Origin of the sequence: Streptomyces sp. Root431 (genome assembly GCF_001426585.1) — a bacterium.
GTDB classification, from domain to species: Bacteria; Actinomycetota; Actinomycetes; order Streptomycetales; family Streptomycetaceae; genus Streptomyces; species Streptomyces stackebrandtii.
Genome location: NZ_LMEI01000012.1, coordinates 134045 through 152959, shown reverse-complemented (window position 1 = coordinate 152959; position 18915 = coordinate 134045). Strand labels below are relative to the sequence as shown.

Genomic DNA, 18915 nt, shown 5'->3' with positions numbered 1-18915 from the left:
TGTCTTGTCGCGAGCCCGGCTTGATCGGCAAGACACCCCCTAGAGCTTGCGGAGGCTCAGGCGCTGCACCTTGTGGTCGGGGCCCTTGCGGACGACGAGGGTCGCGCGGCCGCGGGTGGGCGCCACGTTCTCCAGGAGGTTGACCTTGTTGATGGTCCGCCACATCGTGCGGGCGTAGTCGAGGGCCTCGTCCTCGGAGACCTGCGTGTACCGCTGGAAGTACGAGGACGGGTTCTGGAACGCGGTGTCCCGCAGCTTGCGGAAGCGGTTGAGGTACCAGCGCTCGATGTCCTCCGGCCGCGCGTCCACGTACACCGAGAAGTCGAAGTAGTCGGCGAGACCGACGCGGGTGCGGCCGTCCTTGCCCGGCAGCGCCGGCTGGAGGACGTTCAGCCCTTCCACGATGAGGATGTCGGGGCGGCGGACGACGAGCCGCTCGCCGGGCACGCGGTCGTAGATCAGGTGCGAGTAGACCGGGGCCGTGACCTCCTCCTTGCCCGCCTTGATGTCCGCGACGAACCGGGTCAGCGCCCGGCGGTCGTACGACTCGGGGAAGCCCTTGCGGGCCATGAGGCCGCGCGCCTTCAGCTCCTCCATCGGATAGAGGAAGGCGTCCGTCGTCACCAGCTCCACGCGCGGGTGCTCCGGCCAGCGGGCGAGGAGGGCCTGGAGCAGACGGGAGACCGTCGACTTGCCGACGGCGACCGAACCGGCGACCCCTATGACGAAGGGGGTGCCCCGCTGCTCCGCGCTCTCGCCCAGGAAGGTGTTGAGGGCGCCGCGCAGGCCGCTGGTGGCCTGCACGTAGAGGTTGAGCAGCCGGGAGAGCGGGAGGTAGACGTCCCGGACCTCGTCGAGGTCGATGACGTCCCCGAGGCCCCTGAGCCGCTCGACCTCGTCGGCGGTGAGGGGGAGCGGCGTCTTGTCGCGGAGGTCGCTCCACTCGGCGCGGGTGAGGTCGACGTACGGGGTCGCCTCGGACGGCCGGCGGTGGCCGGCGCCGTTCCGGGGACTGCCGGTCCCGGCGGCGGCGCGGGGGCCGTCTCCGTCGGAGCTTCGTGGCGGCGAAGTGATCACCCCGCCATTGTCGTGGGTCGGCGGCGTCCGTGGGCCGTGGGGTCGGTCACGCGACAAATGCCTTTGTCCGGCATCGGCCCCGGGGCGATCATGCACGGGTGCCGCGTGTCCTGACGGATCTCACGCGGGGGAGCCGCCGTCGGGCGGCGTGAAGATCGCGAAGCGATCGCGAGGCGATCGCCAAGAGAAGCAGAGGGCCACCACAGATGCGTACGTCCATGAGAAGCACCGCCGTCGCCGTCACCGCCGTCTCCCTCGCGCTGCTCGTCACCGCCTGCGGTGGCGGGGAGAAGAGCGGCGACCAGGGCAAGGACGCCGGCAAGGGCACCGGGGCCGCGCCGAGCGCCTCCGCCACGAGCGCCGCGCCCGCCACGAGCAGCGCGCCCGCCAAGGCGCTGTCCGCCGCCGAGCTGGAGAAGCTGATCGTCGAGCAGGCCGACCTGCCGGGCCACCAGGTGCAGAAGGCCAAGGCCGGGGAGATCCCCGTGGCCGCCGCGGTCTCCGCCGACAAGCCGTCCTGCACGCCGTTCGCCCACGCCATGTCGTACCTCGCCCCCGGGAAGCCGGCCGCGTCCGCGCACCGCAAGGCCATCGAGGTGCCGAAGACCGAAGGCAAGACGGCCTCTCCCGAGGACGCCCTGGGGGCCCTCGCGGCGCCCGTCACGGGCGTGGCCCTCGCCTCGTACGACGGGCAGGGCGCCCAGGAGGCCTTCGCCTCCATGAAGACGGCCGGCACCGACTGCGCGGGCGGCTTCACGCTGATCGGCGGCGGCGAGCGGACGAAGATCTCCCGGATCGCGCCGGAGCCGGTGACCGCGGGGGAGGAGGCGCTGGCCTGGACGGTCACCACCGACGTCGAGGGCCGGCCCTGGATCACCAAGGTGGTCGTCTTCCGCCAGGGCAACACCCTCGCCTCGTTCTCCACGCTCAGCTTCGGCGGCACGGTCAAGGCGCTGCCGAAGGCCGTCCTCACCGCGCAGGCCGCCAAGCTCGGCTGACGTCACCCTCCAGGGGCGGGGTTCGGTCGGCCGCCGACGCGCTGCCGCCGAACTCCGGCCTTCCGGCCCCCTTCCGTCCTACGCTTCCGACATGTGCGGAATCGTGGGATACGCCGGCGGGCAGTCGGCACTTGATGTGGTGGTCGCGGGCCTGAAGCGGCTCGAATACCGGGGCTACGACTCGGCCGGTGTCGCGGTGCTCTCCGACGGGGGACTCGCCGCGGCCAAGAAGGCGGGCAAGCTCGTCAACCTGGAGAAGGAGCTCGTGGACCGGCCGCTGGCCGGCGGCTCCGTGGGCATCGGCCACACCCGGTGGGCCACCCACGGCGGGCCGACCGACCTCAACGCGCACCCCCACCTGGACAACGCCGGGCGCGTCGCCGTCGTCCACAACGGCATCATCGAGAACTTCGCCGCCCTGCGCACCGAGCTCGCCGAACGCGGCCACGACCTGGTCTCCGAGACCGACACCGAGGTCGTCGCCCACCTCCTCGCCGAGGAGTTCTCCTCCGCCGGAGACCTCGCGGAGGCCATGCGGCTCGTCTGCCGCCGGCTCGACGGAGCCTTCACCCTGGTCGCCGTCCACGCCGACCAGCCCGACGTGGTCGTCGGCGCCCGCCGGAACTCCCCGCTCGTCGTCGGCGTCGGCGAGGGCGAGAACTTCCTCGCCTCCGACGTGTCCGCCTTCATCGCCCACACCCGCTCGGCGATCGAACTCGGCCAGGACCAGGTCGTCGAGCTCACCCGCGACGGCGTCACCGTCACCGACTTCGACGGGGCACCCGCCGACGTACGGGCGTACCACGTCGACTGGGACGCCTCCGCCGCCGAGAAGGGCGGCTACGACTACTTCATGCTCAAGGAGATCGCCGAGCAGCCCAAGGCCGTCGCCGACACCCTCCTCGGGCGGATCGACGGCTCCGGCCGGCTCACCCTCGACGAGGTACGCATCCCCGCCGCCGTGCTCCGCGAGGCCGACAAGGTCGTCATCATCGCCTGCGGCACCGCCTTCCACGCCGGCCTCATCGCCAAGTACGCCATCGAGCACTGGACCCGCATCCCCTGCGAGGTCGAGCTCGCCAGCGAGTTCCGCTACCGGGACCCGATCCTCGGCCAGAAGACCCTGGTCATCGCGATCTCCCAGTCCGGCGAGACCATGGACACCCTGATGGCGCTCCGGCACGCCCGCGAGCAGGGCGCCAAGGTCCTCGCCATCTGCAACACCAACGGCTCGACGATCCCGCGGGAGTCCGACGCCGTCCTCTACACGCACGCCGGGCCCGAGGTCGCCGTCGCCTCCACGAAGGCCTTCCTGACACAGCTCGTCGCCTGCTACCTGCTCGCGCTGTACCTGGGCCAGGTGCGCGGCACCAAGTGGGGCGACGAGATCCACGCCGTCGTCCGCGAGCTCGCCCGCATCGGCGACGAGGTCGAGCGGGTCCTGGAGACGATGGAGCCCGTCCGGGCCCTCGCCCGCTCCCTCGCCCACAAGAACACCGTCCTCTTCCTCGGCCGGCACGTCGGCTACCCGGTGGCTCTGGAGGGCGCGCTGAAGCTCAAGGAGCTCGCGTACATGCACGCCGAGGGCTTCGCCGCCGGAGAGCTCAAGCACGGGCCGATCGCGCTCATCGAGGAGGACCTGCCGGTCGTCGTCGTGGTGCCCTCGCCCAAGGGCCGCTCCGTCCTCCACGACAAGATCGTCTCCAACATCCAGGAGATCAGGGCGCGCGGTGCGCGGACCATCGTGATCGCCGAGGAGGGCGACGAGGCCGTCGTCCCGTACGCCGACCACCTCATCCGGATCCCGGCGACGCCTACGCTGCTCCAGCCGCTGGTCTCCACGGTGCCGCTCCAGGTCTTCGCCTGCGAGCTCGCCACCGCGCGGGGCAACGAGGTCGACCAGCCGCGCAACCTGGCCAAGTCCGTGACCGTGGAGTGAGTGGGAAATGATCATTGGGGTGGGGATCGACGTCGCGGAGATCGACCGGTTCGCCGCGTCGATCGAGCGCACACCGGGGATGCTCCGGCGCCTCTTCGTCGACGACGAGCTGCTGCTCCCGAGCGGCGAGCGGCGGGGGGACGCCTCGCTCGCGGCGCGCTTCGCCGCGAAGGAGGCGCTCGCGAAGGCCCTCGGCGCGCCGGGCGGCCTGCTCTGGACGGACGCCGAGGTGTACGTCGAGGAGACCGGGCAGCCGCGGCTGCGGGTGTGCGGGACGGTGGCGGCGCGGGCCGCGGAGCTCGGCGTGAAGAACTGGCACGTCTCGCTGAGCCATGACGCGGGGGTGGCTTCGGCGGTGGTGATCGCCGAGGGGTGAGGCCGCTGCGTGTACGACGACCGGGGCCCGGCCTTTCGAGGTCGGGCCCCGGTCGTCCGCGCGCGGCTGCCAGGGCCGGCGGCGGGATGCGTGTGCCGCGCGCGTTCTAGGGGGTGTCCTGCTTGTCCGCCGCTTTGCGGCGGCGGGAGAGGACGAGGGCCGCGGCGCCGAGCGCGGCGAGGCTCACGGCCGCGAGGGTGGCGGGGAGGATGCGGCTGCCGGTGGCGGCGAGGCCGCCGGTGTGGGTGGTGGCTTCGGGGGTGTCCGGGGCCGAGGGTGGGGGCGGGGGCGCGGTTGTGGGTGCTTCTGTTGCTTCGGGAGGTGCTGCCGTCGTCGTCGCCGTCGGGGGCGGTGTCGTGGAGTCCGAGGGCGTCGGGGCGGTGGTGGACGTGGTCGCGGTCGGTGTGGGTGTCGGTTCCGTGGGCGTCGGTTCGGTGGTCGTCGGGTCCGTCGGGGTTGGTTCCGTCGGGGTCGGGTCCGTCGGTGTGGGTTCCGGGGTCGGGTCCGTCGGCGTCGGGTCGGTCGGGGTCGGTTCGGGGGTCGTCGGTTCCGGGGTCGGTTCCGGGGCCGCCTTCCGTACCGTCTGGGTGACCGCTCCGCCCGCCACCGTGTAGAGCGTGTGCTCCTCCGGGTCCAGGGCGAGTGCCGCGGGCCGTTCGCCCGTCGTGATCGTCTCCGTCACCTCGCCCTTCGCCGCGTCGACGACCGCCACGGACGAGGCGCCGGTCCGCGCCGCGTACAAGGTCGTGGTCCCCGGGTCGTACGCGAGGGCCTTCGGGTTGCCGTCGACGGTGACCGTGCCGGTGACCTTACGTTCGCTCAGGTCGACGACCGAGACCGTACCGGCGGCCAGGTTGGCCACGTATCCCGTGCGGCCCACCGGGTCGACCGCGACGCCCATGCTGCCGAGGGCGGTCGTACCGAGGCTGACGGTGCCCGTGAGGCGGCCGGTGGTGCCGTCGACGGCGTTGAGGACGTTGCGGTAGACGACGGAGCCGTTCTCGACGGCGCCGCCGACGTAGGTCGCGTACCCCGTGTGGTGGGTGGTGTCGACGGCGAGACCGGCCGGGTGGAAGGGGAGGACGACGGGGTCGCCGACGGGTGCGGCGGTGGCCGTGTCGTACACCGTCACCGATTTGGCGGCCTGGTTGCCGACGTACAGCCGTCCCTGCACCGGGTCGGCGGCGAGGTGCGTGACGCTGCCGTCGATCGTGACGCGGTGGTCGGTGAGGGTGCGGCTCGCGGTGTCGTAGACGGCGATACGGGTCGACAGGCCGAGGTAGAGCGTGCCGGAGGCGCCGAGGGCCAGCACCGTGGCCGGGGCCGGGAGCGCGACCGGGTCGCCGACGGGCGCGCCGGTGGAGGTGTCGTAGACCGTGAGGTGGTGGGCCGTGCCGTCGCTGCTGCTGACGTAGAGGCGGTCGGCGGCCGGGTCGACCTCGGCGTCGAGGGCGCTGCCGGAGGGCGGGGTGAGGGTGCGGAGGTTCTGGTGGAGCGGGAGGGGCGGTGGCGGCGTGGCCGCCGTGCTCGTGAGGACGAGCACGGCGGCGGCCGTCAGGAGGGCGGTTCTCACTGGAAGGTCACCGGCACGTAGACGTCGTACTTCCGGTCGGAGCTGTCGAAGTGGTCCGCGCGGGTGACGATCGCGCAGGTCACGCCTCCCTGGCCGCAGGTGACGGTGTCGGAGAGCTTGGCCTTGACGTGGATCTGGACGGCGAAGGAGCCGAGGCCGCCGGACTCGGTGAAGGGGGAGGAGTTGGAGGGGGACATCCAGTACCAGTCGCTGTTCACCCAGTGGGACGCGCCGGTGGTGCCGGTCTCGTCCTGGCCGCCGAGGCAGGGGGTGGGCTTGTTGTTCCAGGTGGTGGGGTCGGCGGTGTTCACCCCCGCGGGTATCGCGCAGAGCCCCACGTAGACGCCCTGGTCGGGGTTGTAGCCGGAGCCGGTGACGGTGACGTTCGTGCCGGCGGCGGAGGCGGTGTTCGGGGCGGTCAGGGAGAGGTTGTACGTGCGGGTGCCGTCGGTGACCGTGCGGCCGGCGGTGGCCGCTGAGGCGGCGGAGGCGAGGCCGACGGTGAGGGCGGCGGCGGAGGCGAGGGTGAGGGCGGCACGGGCGAGGGGGCGGGTGCGCATGGCGAAGCTGCCTTTCCAGGCGGTGGCTAGTTAGGTAAGGCAAACCTAAGTTGATCTGTGAGGGGGCGTCAACCCCCGGCTTCGGGCGGGTGCTTGAGCGCTCCGGGCGCGTGCTTGAGCGCTCCGGGCGAGCGGCCGGGGACTGCGGCAGACTGCTGGACATGCGTACCGCTCACCGCGCCGAGACCGTCCGGGCCGCAGAGGCCGAACTCAAGGCCCGCCTTCCGGAAGGCGCGCTCATGCAGCGGGCAGCCGCCGGACTCGCCGCCGCCTGCAGCGGGTTGCTGCCGCGGGTGTACGGAGCGAGGGTCGTCCTGCTCGTCGGCAGCGGCGACAACGGCGGCGACGCGCTGTACGCCGGGGCGCGGCTCGCCCGGCGCGGGGCCGGCGTCACCGCCGTACTGCTCGGAGCCCGGGCCCACGAGGGCGGACTCGCCGCGCTCCGGGCGGCCGGCGGGCGGATCGCCGACGACCCCTTCGAGGCGCTGGCCGTCGCCGACCTCGTCCTCGACGGCATCACCGGCATCGGAGGGCAGGGCGGACTCCGGCCCGACGCCGTCCCCGTCGCCCGGGCCGCGCGCGGCTCCGACGCGATCGTCGTCGCCGTCGACCTGCCGAGCGGCGTCGACGCCGACACCGGCGAGGTCACGGGGGAGGCGCTGCGGGCCGACGCGACGGTGACCTTCGGGACGTACAAGCCGGGGCTGCTCGTCGACCCGGCGCGGGAGTACGCGGGGGCGCTGCGGCTCGTCGACATCGGCCTCGCGCCCTACCTCCCCGGAGTGCCCGAGATGGAGGCCCTCCAGCACGAGGACGTCGCAAGGCTGCTGCCCGTGCCCGGCGCCGTGAGCGACAAGTACCGGCGCGGGGTCCTCGGCGTCGTCGCCGGCTCCGCCCGCTACCCCGGCGCGGCGGTCCTCGCGGTGGCGGGGGCGCTGCGCGGCGGGGCCGGCGCCGTGCGGTACGTCGGGCCCGCCGGGGACGCGGTGCTCGCGCGGCACCCGGAGACCCTGGTGCACTCCGGGCGGCCGGAGAAGGCCGGGCGCGTACAGGCCTGGGTCGTCGGGCCCGGGCTCGGCGAGGGGCCCGGGACGGCCGTCGCGGTCGCCGAGGTCCTCGCCTCCGACGTGCCGGTCCTCGTCGACGCGGACGGCCTGCGGGGGCTCGACCCCGCGGTCGTACGGGCCCGGCGCCCCGCCCCGACCCTCCTCACCCCGCACGCGGGGGAGGCGGCGGCGCTCCTCGGCGTCTCCCGGGAGGAAGTGGAGGCGGGACGGCTCGCGGCGGTACGGGAGCTGGCGGGGCGCTTCGGGGCGACGGTGCTGCTCAAGGGGTCGACGACGCTGGTGTGCGGGCCGGAGGGCGGGCCGGTTCGGGTGAACCCGACGGGCACGGCGTGGCTCGCGACGGCCGGCAGCGGCGACGTCCTCTCCGGCCTGGCGGGCTCCCTCCTCGCGGCGGGGCTGCGGGCGGGGGACGCGGGGGCGGCGGCGGCGTACCTGCACGGGCTGGCGGCGCGGAGGGCGGCGGTGGGGGCGGGTGCGGGAGCGGGAGCGGGGGCTTCGGCGGGGCCGGTGACGGCGGGCGAGGTGGCGGAGGCGCTGCGGGGGGCGTGGGGGGACGTGGTGTCGTAGGCCGGGGCGGTTCCCCCAGGTCGGGGCGGCTCTTCCCCCACCCCGCCCCTTCCCGAAACCCTGCCGGGGGCTGGTGGGGGTGAGGGTGGGAAACCTTCTCTCCCGGGGGCTCCGCCCCCGGACCTCCCGTGCGCCGGCTTCGCGGCGCCCACGGCCCGGCGGCGCCCGCTTCGCGGCGCGGTGCTTGTGCTGGGGGGTTGTGCTGGGCGCGCGCCCGCTTCGCGTCGGGGTGCTTGTTCCGGGGAGCGCGCCGGCTGCGTGGCGCCCCGCCTGGGAGCGGCGGTGTGCGCTGTGCGGCCCCCCCCGCTCTGCACGGGCGCCCGCTTCGCGGCGCCCTCCGGCTCGGGCAGGGCCCCACCCCGCCCCTTCCCGAAACCCTGCCGGGGGCTGGTGGGGGTGAGGGTGGGAAACCTTCTCTCCCGGGGGCTCCGCCCCCGGACCCCCAGCGCGCCGGCTGCGCGGCGCCGCCGCTCTGCACGGGCGCCCGCTTCGCGGCGCCGGGGCGTGTCCGTGTGCCTCGCGGCTTGGCGCTCGGGGTGTCGTGGGTTGATCGGCGTCCAGTCGGGCGAACCCGTTGCCCCACCCGTGGGATCCGGCGCGCTGCTTGCCCGTGCCGGGGATTGGGTGGGTGGGGTGATCAGTTGGAGAAGTCGTACCGCGCCGCTGTTGTTCACCCTCGCCGCCGTCCTCGCCCTCGGGCCCACGGCAGCCCTTGCCGACACGCCTCCGCCCGGCGTCGGCTCGCCCGCGTCCGGCGTCGGCTCTGGCGGGCCCGCAGTGTCCGTCGCCGACACACCCGCCGTCGCCACCGCCGACTCGCCCGCCGTCGCCGACGCACCCGCCGTCGCCGCCGGCTCGCCCGCGTCCGCCGAGCCTTCCCCACCCACCTCCTCCGACCCGGCCCCCGTCACCCCCGCGCCCGTCGAGCCCCTCGTGCCCGGAGTCCCCGGCGGTGGGCGGGCCGAGTATCCGATGGATACGCCTGATCAAGTGCTGCCGCCGTTGCAGGAGGGCGAGGGGGGCGTGCCCGTGCCCGAGCCCGAGGAGGGGGTGGACGAGTTGGTCGAGTACCTGCCGCGGAGTGTCGTGGGGGCCGCCTGCACCGCCACCGCCGGGGCCTATCAGCGGCAGGTCGAGCGGCTGCTGGGGCTGAAGGTGGACGGGAAGCAGTCGGGGGCCGACTGCGCGGCCGTCAAGGCGTTCCAGACGCGGGAGAAGATCAAGCCTGCCAACGGGTACGCCGGGCCCGTCACCTGGGCGCGGGCCGAGTTGCTGGCCGCGCGGAAGAACCTGGATCCGGGGCGGCGCTGCCCCGTGAAGAAGTACGCCGTCGTCTGCGTCGATCTCGATCGGCAGTTGATGTGGGTGCGGAAGGGCAAGAAGGTGACCTTCGGGGTGGTGAACATGAGGAGCGGGCGGGTCGGGTATGCGACACGGACCGGGTGGCACAGCGTCTACTGGCGCCACAAGGACCACTGGTCGTCCATCTACAACACCCCCATGCCGTACTCGCAGTTCTTCAGCGGCGGTCAGGCCTTCCACGCCGTCTACGGGCAGATCGCCACGCCCACCGGCAGCCGCGGCTGCGTCAATCTTGGCTACGCCAACGCCCGGAAACTCTGGGACGTCCTCCGCAAGGGTGACCGGGTCTACATCTGGGGAAAGCGGCCCGGTAGCTGACACCTGAGAGACTGGGCGCGATGACTGAGACACCGCCGCCCCGCAGAGCCCGCGCCGAGATCGACCTCGGTGCGCTGCGTGCGAACGTCCGCACGCTGCGCGCCCGCGTCGCCCCCCATGTCCGGATCATGGCCGTGGTCAAGGCCGACGCGTACGGACACGGCGCCGTGCGCTGTGCCCGCGCCGCCCTGGAGGCGGGCGCGGACTGGCTCGGCACGGCCACCCCGCACGAGGCGCTCGCGCTGCGCGCCGCCGGGATCACCGACGTCCCCGTCATGTGCTGGCTCTGGACCCCCGGCGACCCCTGGGACCAGGGCATCGAGGCCGGTCTCGACATGTCCGTGAGCGGGATGTGGGCGCTTGAGGAGGTCGTCGAGGCGGCCCGCCGCGTCGGCCGGCCCGCCCGCGTGCAGCTCAAGGGCGACACCGGCCTCGGGCGGAACGGCTGCCAGCCCGCCGACTGGCCCGAGCTGGTCGGCGCGGCGCTGAAGGCCGAGGCCGAGGGGCTCGTGAAGGTCACCGGGCTCTGGTCGCACCTCGCCTGCGCCGACGAGCCCCACCACCCCTCCATCGCCGCGCAGCTCGACGTCTTCCGCTCGATGCTCGCCTACGCGGAGGAGGCGGGCGTCGAGCCCGAGGTCCGGCACATCGCCAACTCGCCGGCCACCCTCACCCTCCCCGAGGCCCACTTCGACCTGGTGCGGACCGGCATCGCGATGTACGGCGTCTCGCCGAGCCCCGAGCTCGGCACCTCCGCCGAGCTGGGGCTCCGGCCGGTCATGTCGCTCAAGGCGAGCGTCGCCCTGGTGAAGCACGTCCCGGCCGGGCACGGGGTGAGTTACGGGCACCACTACGTCACCGGCGACGAGACCACCCTCGGTCTCGTCCCGCTGGGGTACGCCGACGGCATCCCCCGGCACGCCTCCGGGCGCGGGCCCGTCCTCGTCGGCGGCACGGTCCGCACCGTCGCCGGGCGCGTCGCCATGGACCAGTTCGTGGTCGACCTCGGCGGGGACGTCCCCGAGCCCGGCACCGAGGCCGTGCTCTTCGGCCCCGGCGACCGGGGCGAGCCGACGGCCGAGGACTGGGCGGTGGCCGCCGACACCATCGCGTACGAGATCGTCACCCGGATCGGTGCGCGCGTCCCGCGCGTCTACCTGGACGAATAGGAGCTGTCCGTGGGCGAGTCCAGCGGCACGAGCAGTTGGCGGAGGGCCGGGTTCGCGGGTGCCGCGATAGGCGTCCTCGCCGCGGGCGCCGCCGCCGGAGTCGCCGTCGAGCGGCTCACGGTCGGCCGCTCCGTGCGTCAGAAGGCCCGGCTCGCCCTGGACTCCACCGGCCCGTACGGCAGCCTCCGCGGCACCTCCGGCCGGGCGCTCGCGGACGACTCGACCGTCCTCTACTACGAGGTCGACGAGGTCGACGAGGTCGACGGCGTGGACCGGGTCGAGGCGGACGCCCGGCCCGCCCGCCGCCGCCGGCTCTTCGGACGCAGGGACCCCGCCCCCGTCACCGTCGTCTTCAGTCACGGCTACTGCCTCAACCAGGACTCCTGGCACTTCCAGCGGGCCGCGCTCCGCGGTCTCGTCCGCACCGTCCACTGGGACCAGCGCAGCCACGGCCGCTCCGGCCACGGCGTCGCCCAGTCCGGGGCCGACGGCGTGCCCGTCTCCATCGACCAGCTGGGCCGTGACCTCAAGGCCGTCCTCGACGTCGCCGCGCCCGAGGGCCCGCTCGTCCTGGTCGGGCACTCGATGGGCGGCATGACGGTGATGGCGCTCGCCGAGCGGTTCCCGGAGTTCGTCCGCGACCGGGTCGTCGGGGTCGCCTTCGTCGGCACCTCCGCCGGGAACCTGGGAGAGGTGTCGTACGGGCTGCCGCTCGCCGGCGTCAACGCCGTCCGGCGGGTCCTGCCCGGAGTGCTGCGGGCGCTCGGCTCCCAGGCGGAGCTGGTCGAGCGCGGGCGCCGGGCGACGGCGGACCTCTTCGCCGGGCTGATCAAGAAGTACTCGTTCGCGTCGAAGGACGTGGACCCGGCGGTCGCCCGCTTCGCGGAGCGGATGATCGAGTCGACCCCGATCGACGTCGTCGCGGAGTTCTACCCGGCCTTCGCCGAGCACGACAAGGCCGCCGCCCTTACCGCCTTCGCCGACCTGCCGGTGCTCGCGCTCGCCGGGGACAACGACCTCGTCACCCCCAGCTCCCACACCGAGGCCCTCGCCGATCTGCTGCCCGACGCGGAGCTGGTCATCGTCCCCGACGCGGGCCATCTGGTGATGCTGGAGCACCCCGAGGCCGTCACCGACCGGCTGGCCGACCTGCTCGTGCGGGCCGGTGCCGTCCCCGGTCCCGCGACGGTGAGGACGGACGCCGGCACGAGTTAGGTTGGCGGGTATGGAAGCAGCGCACCCGCCCGTCTCCGGCGCCACCCTCGCCATCGACTCCCCCGAGCAGATGGGGGACCTCGGCCGCCGGCTCGCGAAACTCCTCCGCCCCGGCGACCTCGTCATGCTCACCGGTGAGCTCGGCGCCGGGAAGACCACCCTGACCCGCGGCCTCGGCGAGGGCCTCGGCGTGCGGGGTGCCGTCACCTCCCCGACCTTCGTCATCGCCCGCGTCCACCCGTCCCTGGTCGGCGGCCCGGCCCTGGTGCACGTCGACGCGTACCGCCTCGGGGGCGGCCTCGACGAGATGGAGGACCTCGATCTGGACGTCTCGCTGCCCGAGTCCGTGGTGGTCGTGGAGTGGGGTGACGGCAAGGTCGAGGAGTTGACCGACGACCGCCTGCACGTCCTCATCCACCGCGTGACCGGCGACACCGACGACGACCGGCGCACGGTCGTGCTGCGCGGGATCGGCTCGCGCTGGGCCGACGAGGACCTCGATCTGGGCTGAGGACGTAGGAGCTTCCGACAACGTGTCGGGAAGATATTGCGTGGGTCGTACGTGCCGTGGTGACATGGATGCACGAGCTGGTTAGGTGTACCTAACCTACGGGAGGCATGCATGGCCACGCCACAGCGCGCGGAAGCCGGTCACGGCCGGGACCACGTCTCGATGGGCGAGCTGCTGGCGTCCTGTGCCGCGGCGCGTGCCCTGTCCACCCCGCCCCGCCGCCCCGGGCCCGAGCAGAGTGAGGGCCCGGGTGAGGGGGACGGAGCTGTTCGGCGGGACGAAGCCGCTTAGCGCCTGTCCGGCGGATCAGGGTCGTACAGGGCGCGGGGGCGCTCAGGCGCGTCAGGCGACGACGACGACCTTCGCGCCGATCGACGCGAACGTCCACAGCGCGTCCCCGTCCGCCCGCTTCATGCGGATGCCGCCCGTCTTCTTCGACGGGTCCGGCTTCGGCGTCGAGCCGTCCACGGCCGCGCTGAAGCCGATCGCCACGTCCTGGGCCGTCGCGAACCGCACCACGTGCTCGATCTGCACGCCGTCCGAGCCGCGCACCGAGCCCGAGCGCGAGGTGACCGTGTAGCTGCCCGGCAGCGGGTCGACCGTGCTCGGCATCACCGCGAACGTCCGGGTGGCCTTGTCCTTGTCGTTCACCAGCCACACCCGGCGGTCGGCGAGCGCGTACACGACCCGCTCGCCGGTGCCCGAGCCCGCGGGGACCGTCAGCGGGTTCTTCACCGGCTGCTTCGGGCCGCCGCTCGGCGACACGGAAGGGGCGGCGGTGCCCGACGCCTTCGGCTTCGCCGACAGATCGGCGGGGGCGTTCGCCGAGGCCTGGTACGCGAGGAAGCCGACCGCGACGACGGCCGCCGCGGTGAGCCCGGCCACGAATCCCGAGCTGCTCCTTGCCACCGTGCCCACCTCTCGTACGAACGTATCGAAGGGTGACGGTAGCAGCCGGTGCCCCCGGGGGCGGGGCGCCGTGCCCGGGGGCGGCTCCCGGGGCGCCGCCCGCCCCGGGAGCCGTAGGCTGTTCGCGTGCTGTTGCTCGCCATGGATACCGCCACCCCCGCCGTCACCGTCGCCCTCCACGACGGCGAGGCCGTCATCGCCTCGTCGAGTCAGGTCGACGCCCGCCGCCACGGGGAGCTGTTGATGCCCGCCGTCGACCGGGTCCTCAAGGAGGCCGGGCTGAAGATCGACGCGGTCACCGGGATCGTCGTCGGCGTCGGCCCCGGGCCGTACACCGGACTCCGCGTCGGTCTCGTCACCGCCGCGGCCTTCTCCTCCGCGCTCGGCGTCCCGGTGCACGGCCTGTGCACCCTCGACGGCCTCGCGTACGCCTCCGGGCTCGACGAGCCCTTCGCCGTCGCGACGGACGCGCGCCGCAAGGAGGTCTACTGGGCGCGGTACGAGGACTCCCGCACCCGGGTGACCGACGCGGCCGTCGACCGGCCCGCCGAGATCGCCGAGGGGCTCGCGGGCCTGCCCGTCGTCGGCGCGGGCGCCCGGCTCTACCCCGAGGCCTTCCCCGACGCCCGCGACCCCGAGCACCAGTCGGCGGCGGCGCTCGCCGCGCTCGCGGCGGAGAAGCTCGCGGCCGGCGGCGACGGCTTCCTGGAGCCGCTGCCCCTGTACCTGCGCCGGCCCGACGCGCAGGTGCCCAAGAACTACAAGGTGGTCACGCCCAAGTGACCGGCGGCGTGGAACTGCGCGAGATGCGCTGGTGGGACATCGCACCGGTGCTCGCCCTCGAGGACGAGCTGTTCCCCGAGGACGCCTGGTCGGCGGGGATGTTCTGGTCGGAGCTCGCGCACGCGCGCGGGCCGCGGGCCACCCGCCGCTACCTCGTCGCGGAGGACGCGGCGGGGCGGCTCGTCGGGTACGCGGGACTCGCGGCGGCCGGCGGACTCGGCGACGTGCAGACGATCGCCGTCGCCCGCGACCAGTGGGGCACGGGCCTCGGCGCCCGGCTCCTCACCGACCTGCTCCACCACGCCACCGCCTTCGAGTGCGACGAGGTCCTCCTCGAAGTGCGCGTGGACAACACCCGGGCCCAGAAGCTCTACGAGCGCTTCGGCTTCGAGCCCATCGGTTTCCGGCGCGGCTACTACCAGCCCGGAAACGTGGACGCGCTCGTGATGCGACTGACCGTTCAAGGAACTGAGACTGATTCTGATGGCTGCTGACGAACCCCTCGTACTCGGCATCGAGACCTCCTGCGACGAGACCGGCGTCGGCATCGTCCACGGCACCACGCTCCTCGCCGACGCCGTCGCCTCCAGCGTCGACACCCACGCCCGCTTCGGCGGCGTCGTGCCCGAGATCGCCTCCCGCGCCCACCTGGAGGCGATGGTCCCGACCATCGAGCGCGCCCTGAAGACGGCCGGGATCTCCGCGAAGGACCTCGACGGCATCGCCGTCACGGCCGGGCCCGGCCTCGCGGGCGCGCTGCTCGTCGGCGTCTCGGCCGCCAAGGCGTACGCGTACGCCCTCGGCAAGCCGCTGTACGGCGTCAACCACCTCGCCTCGCACATCTGCGTCGACCAGCTGGAGCACGGCAAGCTGCCCGAGCCGACGATGGCGCTGCTCGTCTCCGGCGGGCACTCCTCGCTGCTGCTCTCCTCCGACATCACCTCAGACGTGCGGCCGATGGGCGCCACCATCGACGACGCCGCGGGCGAGGCCTTCGACAAGATCGCCCGCGTCCTCGACCTCGGCTTCCCCGGCGGACCGGTCATCGACCGGCTCGCCAGGGAGGGCGACCCGAAGGCGATCGCCTTCCCGCGCGGACTGAGCGGCTCCCGGGACCCCGCGTACGACTTCTCCTTCTCCGGCCTCAAGACCGCCGTGGCCCGCTGGATCGAGGCCAAGCGGGCGGCCGGCGAGGACGTGCCCGTACGGGACGTGGCCGCGTCCTTCCAGGAGGCGGTCGTGGACGTCCTCACCCGCAAGGCCGTCCGGGCCTGCAAGGACGAGGGCGTCGACCACCTCATGATCGGTGGCGGCGTCGCCGCCAACTCGCGGCTGCGGGCCCTCGCCCAGGAGCGCTGCGAGCGGGCCGGCATCCGGCTGCGCGTGCCGCGCCCCGGCCTGTGCACGGACAACGGCGCGATGGTCGCGGCGCTCGGCTCCGAGATGGTCGCCCGCAACCGGCCGGCATCGGACCTGGAGCTGTCGGCGGACTCCTCCCTGCCGGTGACGGACCCGCACGTGCCGGGCGCGCACGCGCACGACCACGATCACGATCACGTGCACGAGGTCAGCAAGGAGAACCTGTACTCGTGAGGCTCACCCTCATGTGGGAGGCGCGGGCCGCGCAGGGCCGCGGCGCCGAGCTCCTGGAGTGGGCCAGGGCCCAGGTCCTGGCGCACGAGCCGCTGCGCCGGGAGATCTTCCGCGCCCCGCAGGACCGGGTCCTGGTCCTGACGTGGTGGGAGGCGGAGGCCTTCGACGCCGAGCTGCCCGAGCTGCCCGAGCCGGAGGCGGAGCTCATCACCCGTCCGGTCCACCGCTGGCGCTTCGAGGCGGTCGAGACCTCCTGAGCAACCCCGGGGGCCGTTCGCGCATCCCCTAGGGCGTGGACAAGAAGATCGTGGTGTGGGCGGCGCTGACCGCCGTCGCTCTGTTGGTGACCGGCTGCGGGGTGGAGGAATCCGCCGCCGCCCCCGTCCGGGGGACGGTCACCACCGCCCCCGCGGCCTCCCCGTCCGCCGGGGCCGCCGGTGACAAGGCCCCCGAGGCCGCGGCGGCCGCCGCGTACCGCAGGTGGGGGCTCAAGCCCTTCGCCGCCCCGCCCGCCCCGCCGGCGGTCAAGCCGGTCGTCCGCAAGCCCGGCGGCCCCGTCCCCGTCATCAGCGAGATACCCACCACCGAGAAGATCGTCTTCATCACGATCGACGACGGGGCCGAGAAGGACCCCGAGTTCGTGCGGATGATGAAGGACCTCAAGGTCCCGGTGACGATGTTCCTCACCGACTCGGCGATACGCGCCGACTACCGCTACTTCGCCCCGCTCGCCGCCCAGGGCCACGGCGTCGCCAACCACACGCTCACCCACCCCAACCTCCGCACGCTCTCCGGGGACGCCCAGCGCCGCGAGATATGCGGCCAGCAGGCGAAGCTGGCGAAGGAGTACGGGACGACCCCGCGGCTCTTCCGCCCGCCGTACGGCAACTGGAACGAGGACACCCGGGCCGCCGCGGGCACCTGCGGGGTGGACGCGATCGTGCTGTGGCGCGAGTCCATGCAGATAAAGAACATGCAGTACCAGCGCGGGGACAGGAAGCTGCACCCCGGCGACATCATCCTGGCCCACTTCCGGGGCCCGTCCGAGCTCAAGGGCCGGACGATGACCGAGATGACGGCCACGATGCTGCGCCGCATCCAGGAGCAGGGCTTCACCGTCGCCCGCCTGGAGGACTACGTCTAAAAGATTCCCGGGCGCGGTGTCGATGCGGGACCGGCCCGTTCGACGTATGTGTGGAAGGCGGGGAAACGGCCCCGCCACCGCACCACCGAGGAGTCGTCATGCCCCGCTTCCTGTCCCTCGTCCGCATCGAGGAGAACACCATCGACATGGAGAGCGCCGACCCCGGCTTCGAGGAGCGGATGGGCGCGCTCTTCGAGGAGATCACCAAGGCCGGCGCCATGGTGGACACGGCCGGGCTCAGGCCGACCGCGGAGGCCACCCGGATCACCTGGTCGGACGGGAAGCTGTCGTACACCGACGGACCGTTCACCGAGACCAAGGAGGTCGTCGGCGGCTACGCGATGCTCCAGTGCAAGGACATGGCCGAGGCCGTCGAGTGGGGTCGGCGCTTCCTGGCCGTCCACCCGCCGCAGTGGAAGGTCGGCCTGGAGGTCCGCGAGGTCGAGGAGATGCCGGAAGGCTGACCCGCGCTGTGCTGTCATACGGGATGTGACACGGGACGCGACGGTGCAGAGCACGCTGGAGACGGTCTTCCGGATGGAGTCGGCGCGCATCATCGCCACCGTGGCGCGGATCGTCCGGGACGTCGGCATCGCCGAGGAGATCGCCCAGGACGCGCTCGTCTCCGCCCTGGAGCAGTGGCCGCGGTCGGGCGTCCCGGAGCGCCCGGGAGCCTGGCTGACGGCCGCAGCGAAGCACCGCGCCGTCGACCTCGTGCGGCGGCGCGAGACGTACGCCCGCAAGCTCGCCGAGGTGGGCCGGACGCTCACGGAGGAGTCGTACGACCCCGAGCCGTCCGGCCCGGGCGACATCGACGACGATGTGCTCCGGCTCGTCTTCACCACCTGCCACCCGGTGCTCTCCGCCGACGGCCGCACGGCGCTCACCCTGCGGCTCGTCGGCGGGCTCCGGACGGACGAGATCGCCCGCGCCTTCCTCGTACGGGAGGCGACGGTCGCGGCGCGGATCACCCGCGCCAAGCGGACGCTCGCGACGGCGGGCGTGGAGTTCGAGGTGCCGTACGGGGAGGAGCGGGTCGCCCGTCTCGGCTCCGTCCTGGAGGTCGTCTACCTGATCTTCAACGAGGGGTACGCGGCGACCGCCGGCGACGACCTGCTGCGGCCCGGCCTGTGCGAGGACGCGCTGCGCCTCGCCCGCGGCCTCGCCGCGCTCCTGCCCGGGGAGGGCGAGGTCCACGGGCTCGCCGCCCTCCTGGAGCTCCAGGCCTCCCGGACGGCGGCCCGCACCGGCCGCGACGGGCAGCCGGTGCTCCTCGCCGACCAGAACAGGAGCCGCTGGAACCGGCTCCTCGTCCGGCGTGGCTTCGCCGCCCTGGCGCGGGCCGGGGACGGGCGCACCTACGGGCCGTACGCCCTCCAGGCCGCGATCGCCGCCTGCCACGCGCGGGCCGCCTCGTACGAGGAGACGGACTGGGCGACGATCGCCGCGCTGTACGGGCGGCTCGGGACCCTCGTCCCGTCCCCGGTGGTCGAGCTGAACCGCGCGGTCGCCGTGTCGATGACCGAGGGCCCTGCCGCGGCCCTCCCGCTCGTCGACGCCTTGGCGGCCGAACCCGCCCTGGCGGGCTACCACCTGCTGCCGAGCGTGCGGGGCGACCTGCTGGCCCGGCTCGGGCGGTCGGCGGAGGCCGGGGCGGAGTTCGAGCGGGCGGCCTCGCTCACCCGGAACGCGCGGGAGCGGGATCTGCTGCTCGGCCGCGCGCGGGCGCTCCGGGGTCAGTAGCGCAGGATTTG

Annotated in this window: 20 protein-coding genes; 16 read left to right on the top strand and 4 right to left on the bottom strand. The window is 73.8% G+C overall.

Annotated elements, in window-relative coordinates:
- Nucleotides 1-39 precede the first annotated feature (39 nt).
- Nucleotides 40-1077 carry a type I pantothenate kinase gene (coaA, locus tag ASC82_RS22760; RefSeq protein WP_056651194.1) on the bottom strand — a complete coding sequence of 346 codons (1038 nt, stop codon included), beginning with the start codon at nt 1075-1077 and terminating at the stop codon, nt 40-42.
- A gap of 218 nt (nt 1078-1295) precedes the next feature.
- Between coaA and ASC82_RS22755 the strand changes: the two genes are divergently transcribed.
- The 3 genes from ASC82_RS22755 (at nt 1296) to ASC82_RS22745 (ending at nt 4390) form a co-directional block, all read left to right on the top strand.
- Nucleotides 1296-2075: a hypothetical protein gene (locus ASC82_RS22755; RefSeq protein WP_079039431.1), complete on the top strand. Its 780-nt coding sequence runs from the start codon at nt 1296-1298 to the stop codon at nt 2073-2075.
- A 91-nt stretch (nt 2076-2166) separates the two neighbouring features.
- Nucleotides 2167-4014 carry a glutamine--fructose-6-phosphate transaminase (isomerizing) gene (gene glmS, locus ASC82_RS22750; protein ID WP_056651187.1) on the top strand — a complete coding sequence of 616 codons (1848 nt, stop codon included), beginning with the start codon at nt 2167-2169 and terminating at the stop codon, nt 4012-4014.
- Nucleotides 4015-4021: 7 nt separating this feature from the next.
- The gene (locus tag ASC82_RS22745; protein WP_056651185.1) at nt 4022-4390 is read left to right on the top strand and encodes a holo-ACP synthase; all 369 of its coding nucleotides are present in this window, start codon (nt 4022-4024) and stop codon (nt 4388-4390) included.
- 106 nt (nt 4391-4496) lie between these two features.
- Here ASC82_RS22745 and ASC82_RS30700 read toward each other — a convergent pair whose 3' ends face one another.
- Nucleotides 4497-5963 carry a YncE family protein gene (locus tag ASC82_RS30700; RefSeq protein ID WP_056651183.1) on the bottom strand — a complete coding sequence of 489 codons (1467 nt, stop codon included), beginning with the start codon at nt 5961-5963 and terminating at the stop codon, nt 4497-4499.
- Nucleotides 5960-6523, bottom strand: a complete 564-nt coding sequence (locus ASC82_RS22735; RefSeq protein ID WP_056651180.1) for a hypothetical protein — start codon at nt 6521-6523, stop codon at nt 5960-5962. Before ASC82_RS22735 ends, ASC82_RS30700 begins: the two co-directional genes overlap by 4 nt.
- A 161-nt stretch (nt 6524-6684) precedes the next feature.
- Here ASC82_RS22735 and ASC82_RS22730 point away from each other — a divergent pair, with 161 nt between their 5' ends.
- From ASC82_RS22730 to ASC82_RS31220, 6 genes are all read left to right on the top strand, one after another.
- Entirely contained in the window at nt 6685-8157 is a 1473-nt protein-coding gene (locus tag ASC82_RS22730) for an NAD(P)H-hydrate dehydratase (protein WP_107105946.1), read from the top strand.
- 666 nt (nt 8158-8823) lie between these two features.
- Nucleotides 8824-9837, top strand: a complete 1014-nt coding sequence (locus tag ASC82_RS22725; protein ID WP_242427746.1) for a L,D-transpeptidase — start codon at nt 8824-8826, stop codon at nt 9835-9837.
- A 20-nt stretch (nt 9838-9857) separates the two neighbouring features.
- The gene (gene alr / locus ASC82_RS22720; protein ID WP_056651174.1) at nt 9858-11006 is read left to right on the top strand and encodes an alanine racemase; all 1149 of its coding nucleotides are present in this window, start codon (nt 9858-9860) and stop codon (nt 11004-11006) included.
- A 9-nt stretch (nt 11007-11015) separates the two neighbouring features.
- A complete protein-coding gene (locus ASC82_RS22715) occupies nt 11016-12221 on the top strand; it encodes an alpha/beta hydrolase (protein WP_079039430.1) in 1206 nt (401 codons plus the stop codon).
- A gap of 10 nt (nt 12222-12231) precedes the next feature.
- The gene (tsaE, locus tag ASC82_RS22710; RefSeq protein WP_024756661.1) at nt 12232-12732 is read left to right on the top strand and encodes a tRNA (adenosine(37)-N6)-threonylcarbamoyltransferase complex ATPase subunit type 1 TsaE; all 501 of its coding nucleotides are present in this window, start codon (nt 12232-12234) and stop codon (nt 12730-12732) included.
- 111 nt (nt 12733-12843) lie between these two features.
- On the top strand, nt 12844-13023 hold the full coding sequence (locus ASC82_RS31220) for a hypothetical protein (protein WP_079039429.1): 180 nt from the start codon (nt 12844-12846) through the stop codon (nt 13021-13023).
- Nucleotides 13024-13074: 51 nt separating this feature from the next.
- On the opposite strand, the gene ASC82_RS22705 is transcribed toward ASC82_RS31220, so the two are convergent.
- Nucleotides 13075-13617, bottom strand: coding sequence for a L,D-transpeptidase (locus ASC82_RS22705; RefSeq protein WP_056651170.1), 543 nt, complete (start codon nt 13615-13617; stop codon nt 13075-13077).
- Nucleotides 13618-13767: 150 nt separating this feature from the next.
- On the opposite strand from ASC82_RS22705, the gene tsaB reads away from it, so the two are divergent.
- The 7 genes from tsaB (at nt 13768) to ASC82_RS22670 (ending at nt 18904) form a co-directional block, all read left to right on the top strand.
- The gene (gene tsaB / locus ASC82_RS22700) at nt 13768-14424 is read left to right on the top strand and encodes a tRNA (adenosine(37)-N6)-threonylcarbamoyltransferase complex dimerization subunit type 1 TsaB (RefSeq protein ID WP_056651167.1); all 657 of its coding nucleotides are present in this window, start codon (nt 13768-13770) and stop codon (nt 14422-14424) included.
- Nucleotides 14425-14447: 23 nt separating this feature from the next.
- Entirely contained in the window at nt 14448-14918 is a 471-nt protein-coding gene (gene rimI / locus ASC82_RS22695; RefSeq protein WP_056652429.1) for a ribosomal protein S18-alanine N-acetyltransferase, read from the top strand.
- Complete coding sequence (gene tsaD / locus ASC82_RS22690; protein WP_056651164.1) at nt 14908-16017, top strand: tRNA (adenosine(37)-N6)-threonylcarbamoyltransferase complex transferase subunit TsaD; 1110 nt, start codon at nt 14908-14910, stop codon at nt 16015-16017. Before rimI ends, tsaD begins: the two co-directional genes overlap by 11 nt.
- Nucleotides 16014-16274: a hypothetical protein gene (locus tag ASC82_RS22685; RefSeq protein ID WP_056651161.1), complete on the top strand. Its 261-nt coding sequence runs from the start codon at nt 16014-16016 to the stop codon at nt 16272-16274. Before tsaD ends, ASC82_RS22685 begins: the two co-directional genes overlap by 4 nt.
- Nucleotides 16275-16309: 35 nt before the next feature.
- A complete protein-coding gene (locus ASC82_RS22680) occupies nt 16310-17161 on the top strand; it encodes a polysaccharide deacetylase family protein (protein ID WP_056651158.1) in 852 nt (283 codons plus the stop codon).
- Between the two features lie 98 nt (nt 17162-17259).
- Nucleotides 17260-17625: a YciI family protein gene (locus ASC82_RS22675; RefSeq protein ID WP_056651155.1), complete on the top strand. Its 366-nt coding sequence runs from the start codon at nt 17260-17262 to the stop codon at nt 17623-17625.
- Nucleotides 17626-17698: 73 nt separating this feature from the next.
- Nucleotides 17699-18904, top strand: a complete 1206-nt coding sequence (locus ASC82_RS22670; protein WP_056652426.1) for an RNA polymerase sigma factor — start codon at nt 17699-17701, stop codon at nt 18902-18904.
- The last annotated feature ends 11 nt before the right edge of the window (nt 18905-18915 follow it).

Bases quoted from the DNA above. Each gene is read 5' to 3' on its own strand.
- ASC82_RS22755 (WP_079039431.1), top strand. From the start codon at position 1,296: ATGAGAAGCACCGCCGTCGCCGTCACCGCCGTCTCCCTCGCGCTGCTC.
- glmS (WP_056651187.1), top strand. From the start codon at position 2,167: ATGTGCGGAATCGTGGGATACGCCGGCGGGCAGTCGGCACTTGATGTG.
- ASC82_RS22745 (WP_056651185.1), top strand. From the start codon at position 4,022: ATGATCATTGGGGTGGGGATCGACGTCGCGGAGATCGACCGGTTCGCC.
- ASC82_RS22735 (WP_056651180.1), bottom strand. From the start codon at position 6,523: ATGCGCACCCGCCCCCTCGCCCGTGCCGCCCTCACCCTCGCCTCCGCC.
- ASC82_RS22730 (WP_107105946.1), top strand. From the start codon at position 6,685: ATGCGTACCGCTCACCGCGCCGAGACCGTCCGGGCCGCAGAGGCCGAA.
- alr (WP_056651174.1), top strand. From the start codon at position 9,858: ATGACTGAGACACCGCCGCCCCGCAGAGCCCGCGCCGAGATCGACCTC.
- tsaE (WP_024756661.1), top strand. From the start codon at position 12,232: ATGGAAGCAGCGCACCCGCCCGTCTCCGGCGCCACCCTCGCCATCGAC.
- ASC82_RS31220 (WP_079039429.1), top strand. From the start codon at position 12,844: ATGGCCACGCCACAGCGCGCGGAAGCCGGTCACGGCCGGGACCACGTC.
- rimI (WP_056652429.1), top strand. From the start codon at position 14,448: ATGCGCTGGTGGGACATCGCACCGGTGCTCGCCCTCGAGGACGAGCTG.
- tsaD (WP_056651164.1), top strand. From the start codon at position 14,908: ATGGCTGCTGACGAACCCCTCGTACTCGGCATCGAGACCTCCTGCGAC.
- ASC82_RS22675 (WP_056651155.1), top strand. From the start codon at position 17,260: ATGCCCCGCTTCCTGTCCCTCGTCCGCATCGAGGAGAACACCATCGAC.
- ASC82_RS22670 (WP_056652426.1), top strand. From the start codon at position 17,699: ATGGAGTCGGCGCGCATCATCGCCACCGTGGCGCGGATCGTCCGGGAC.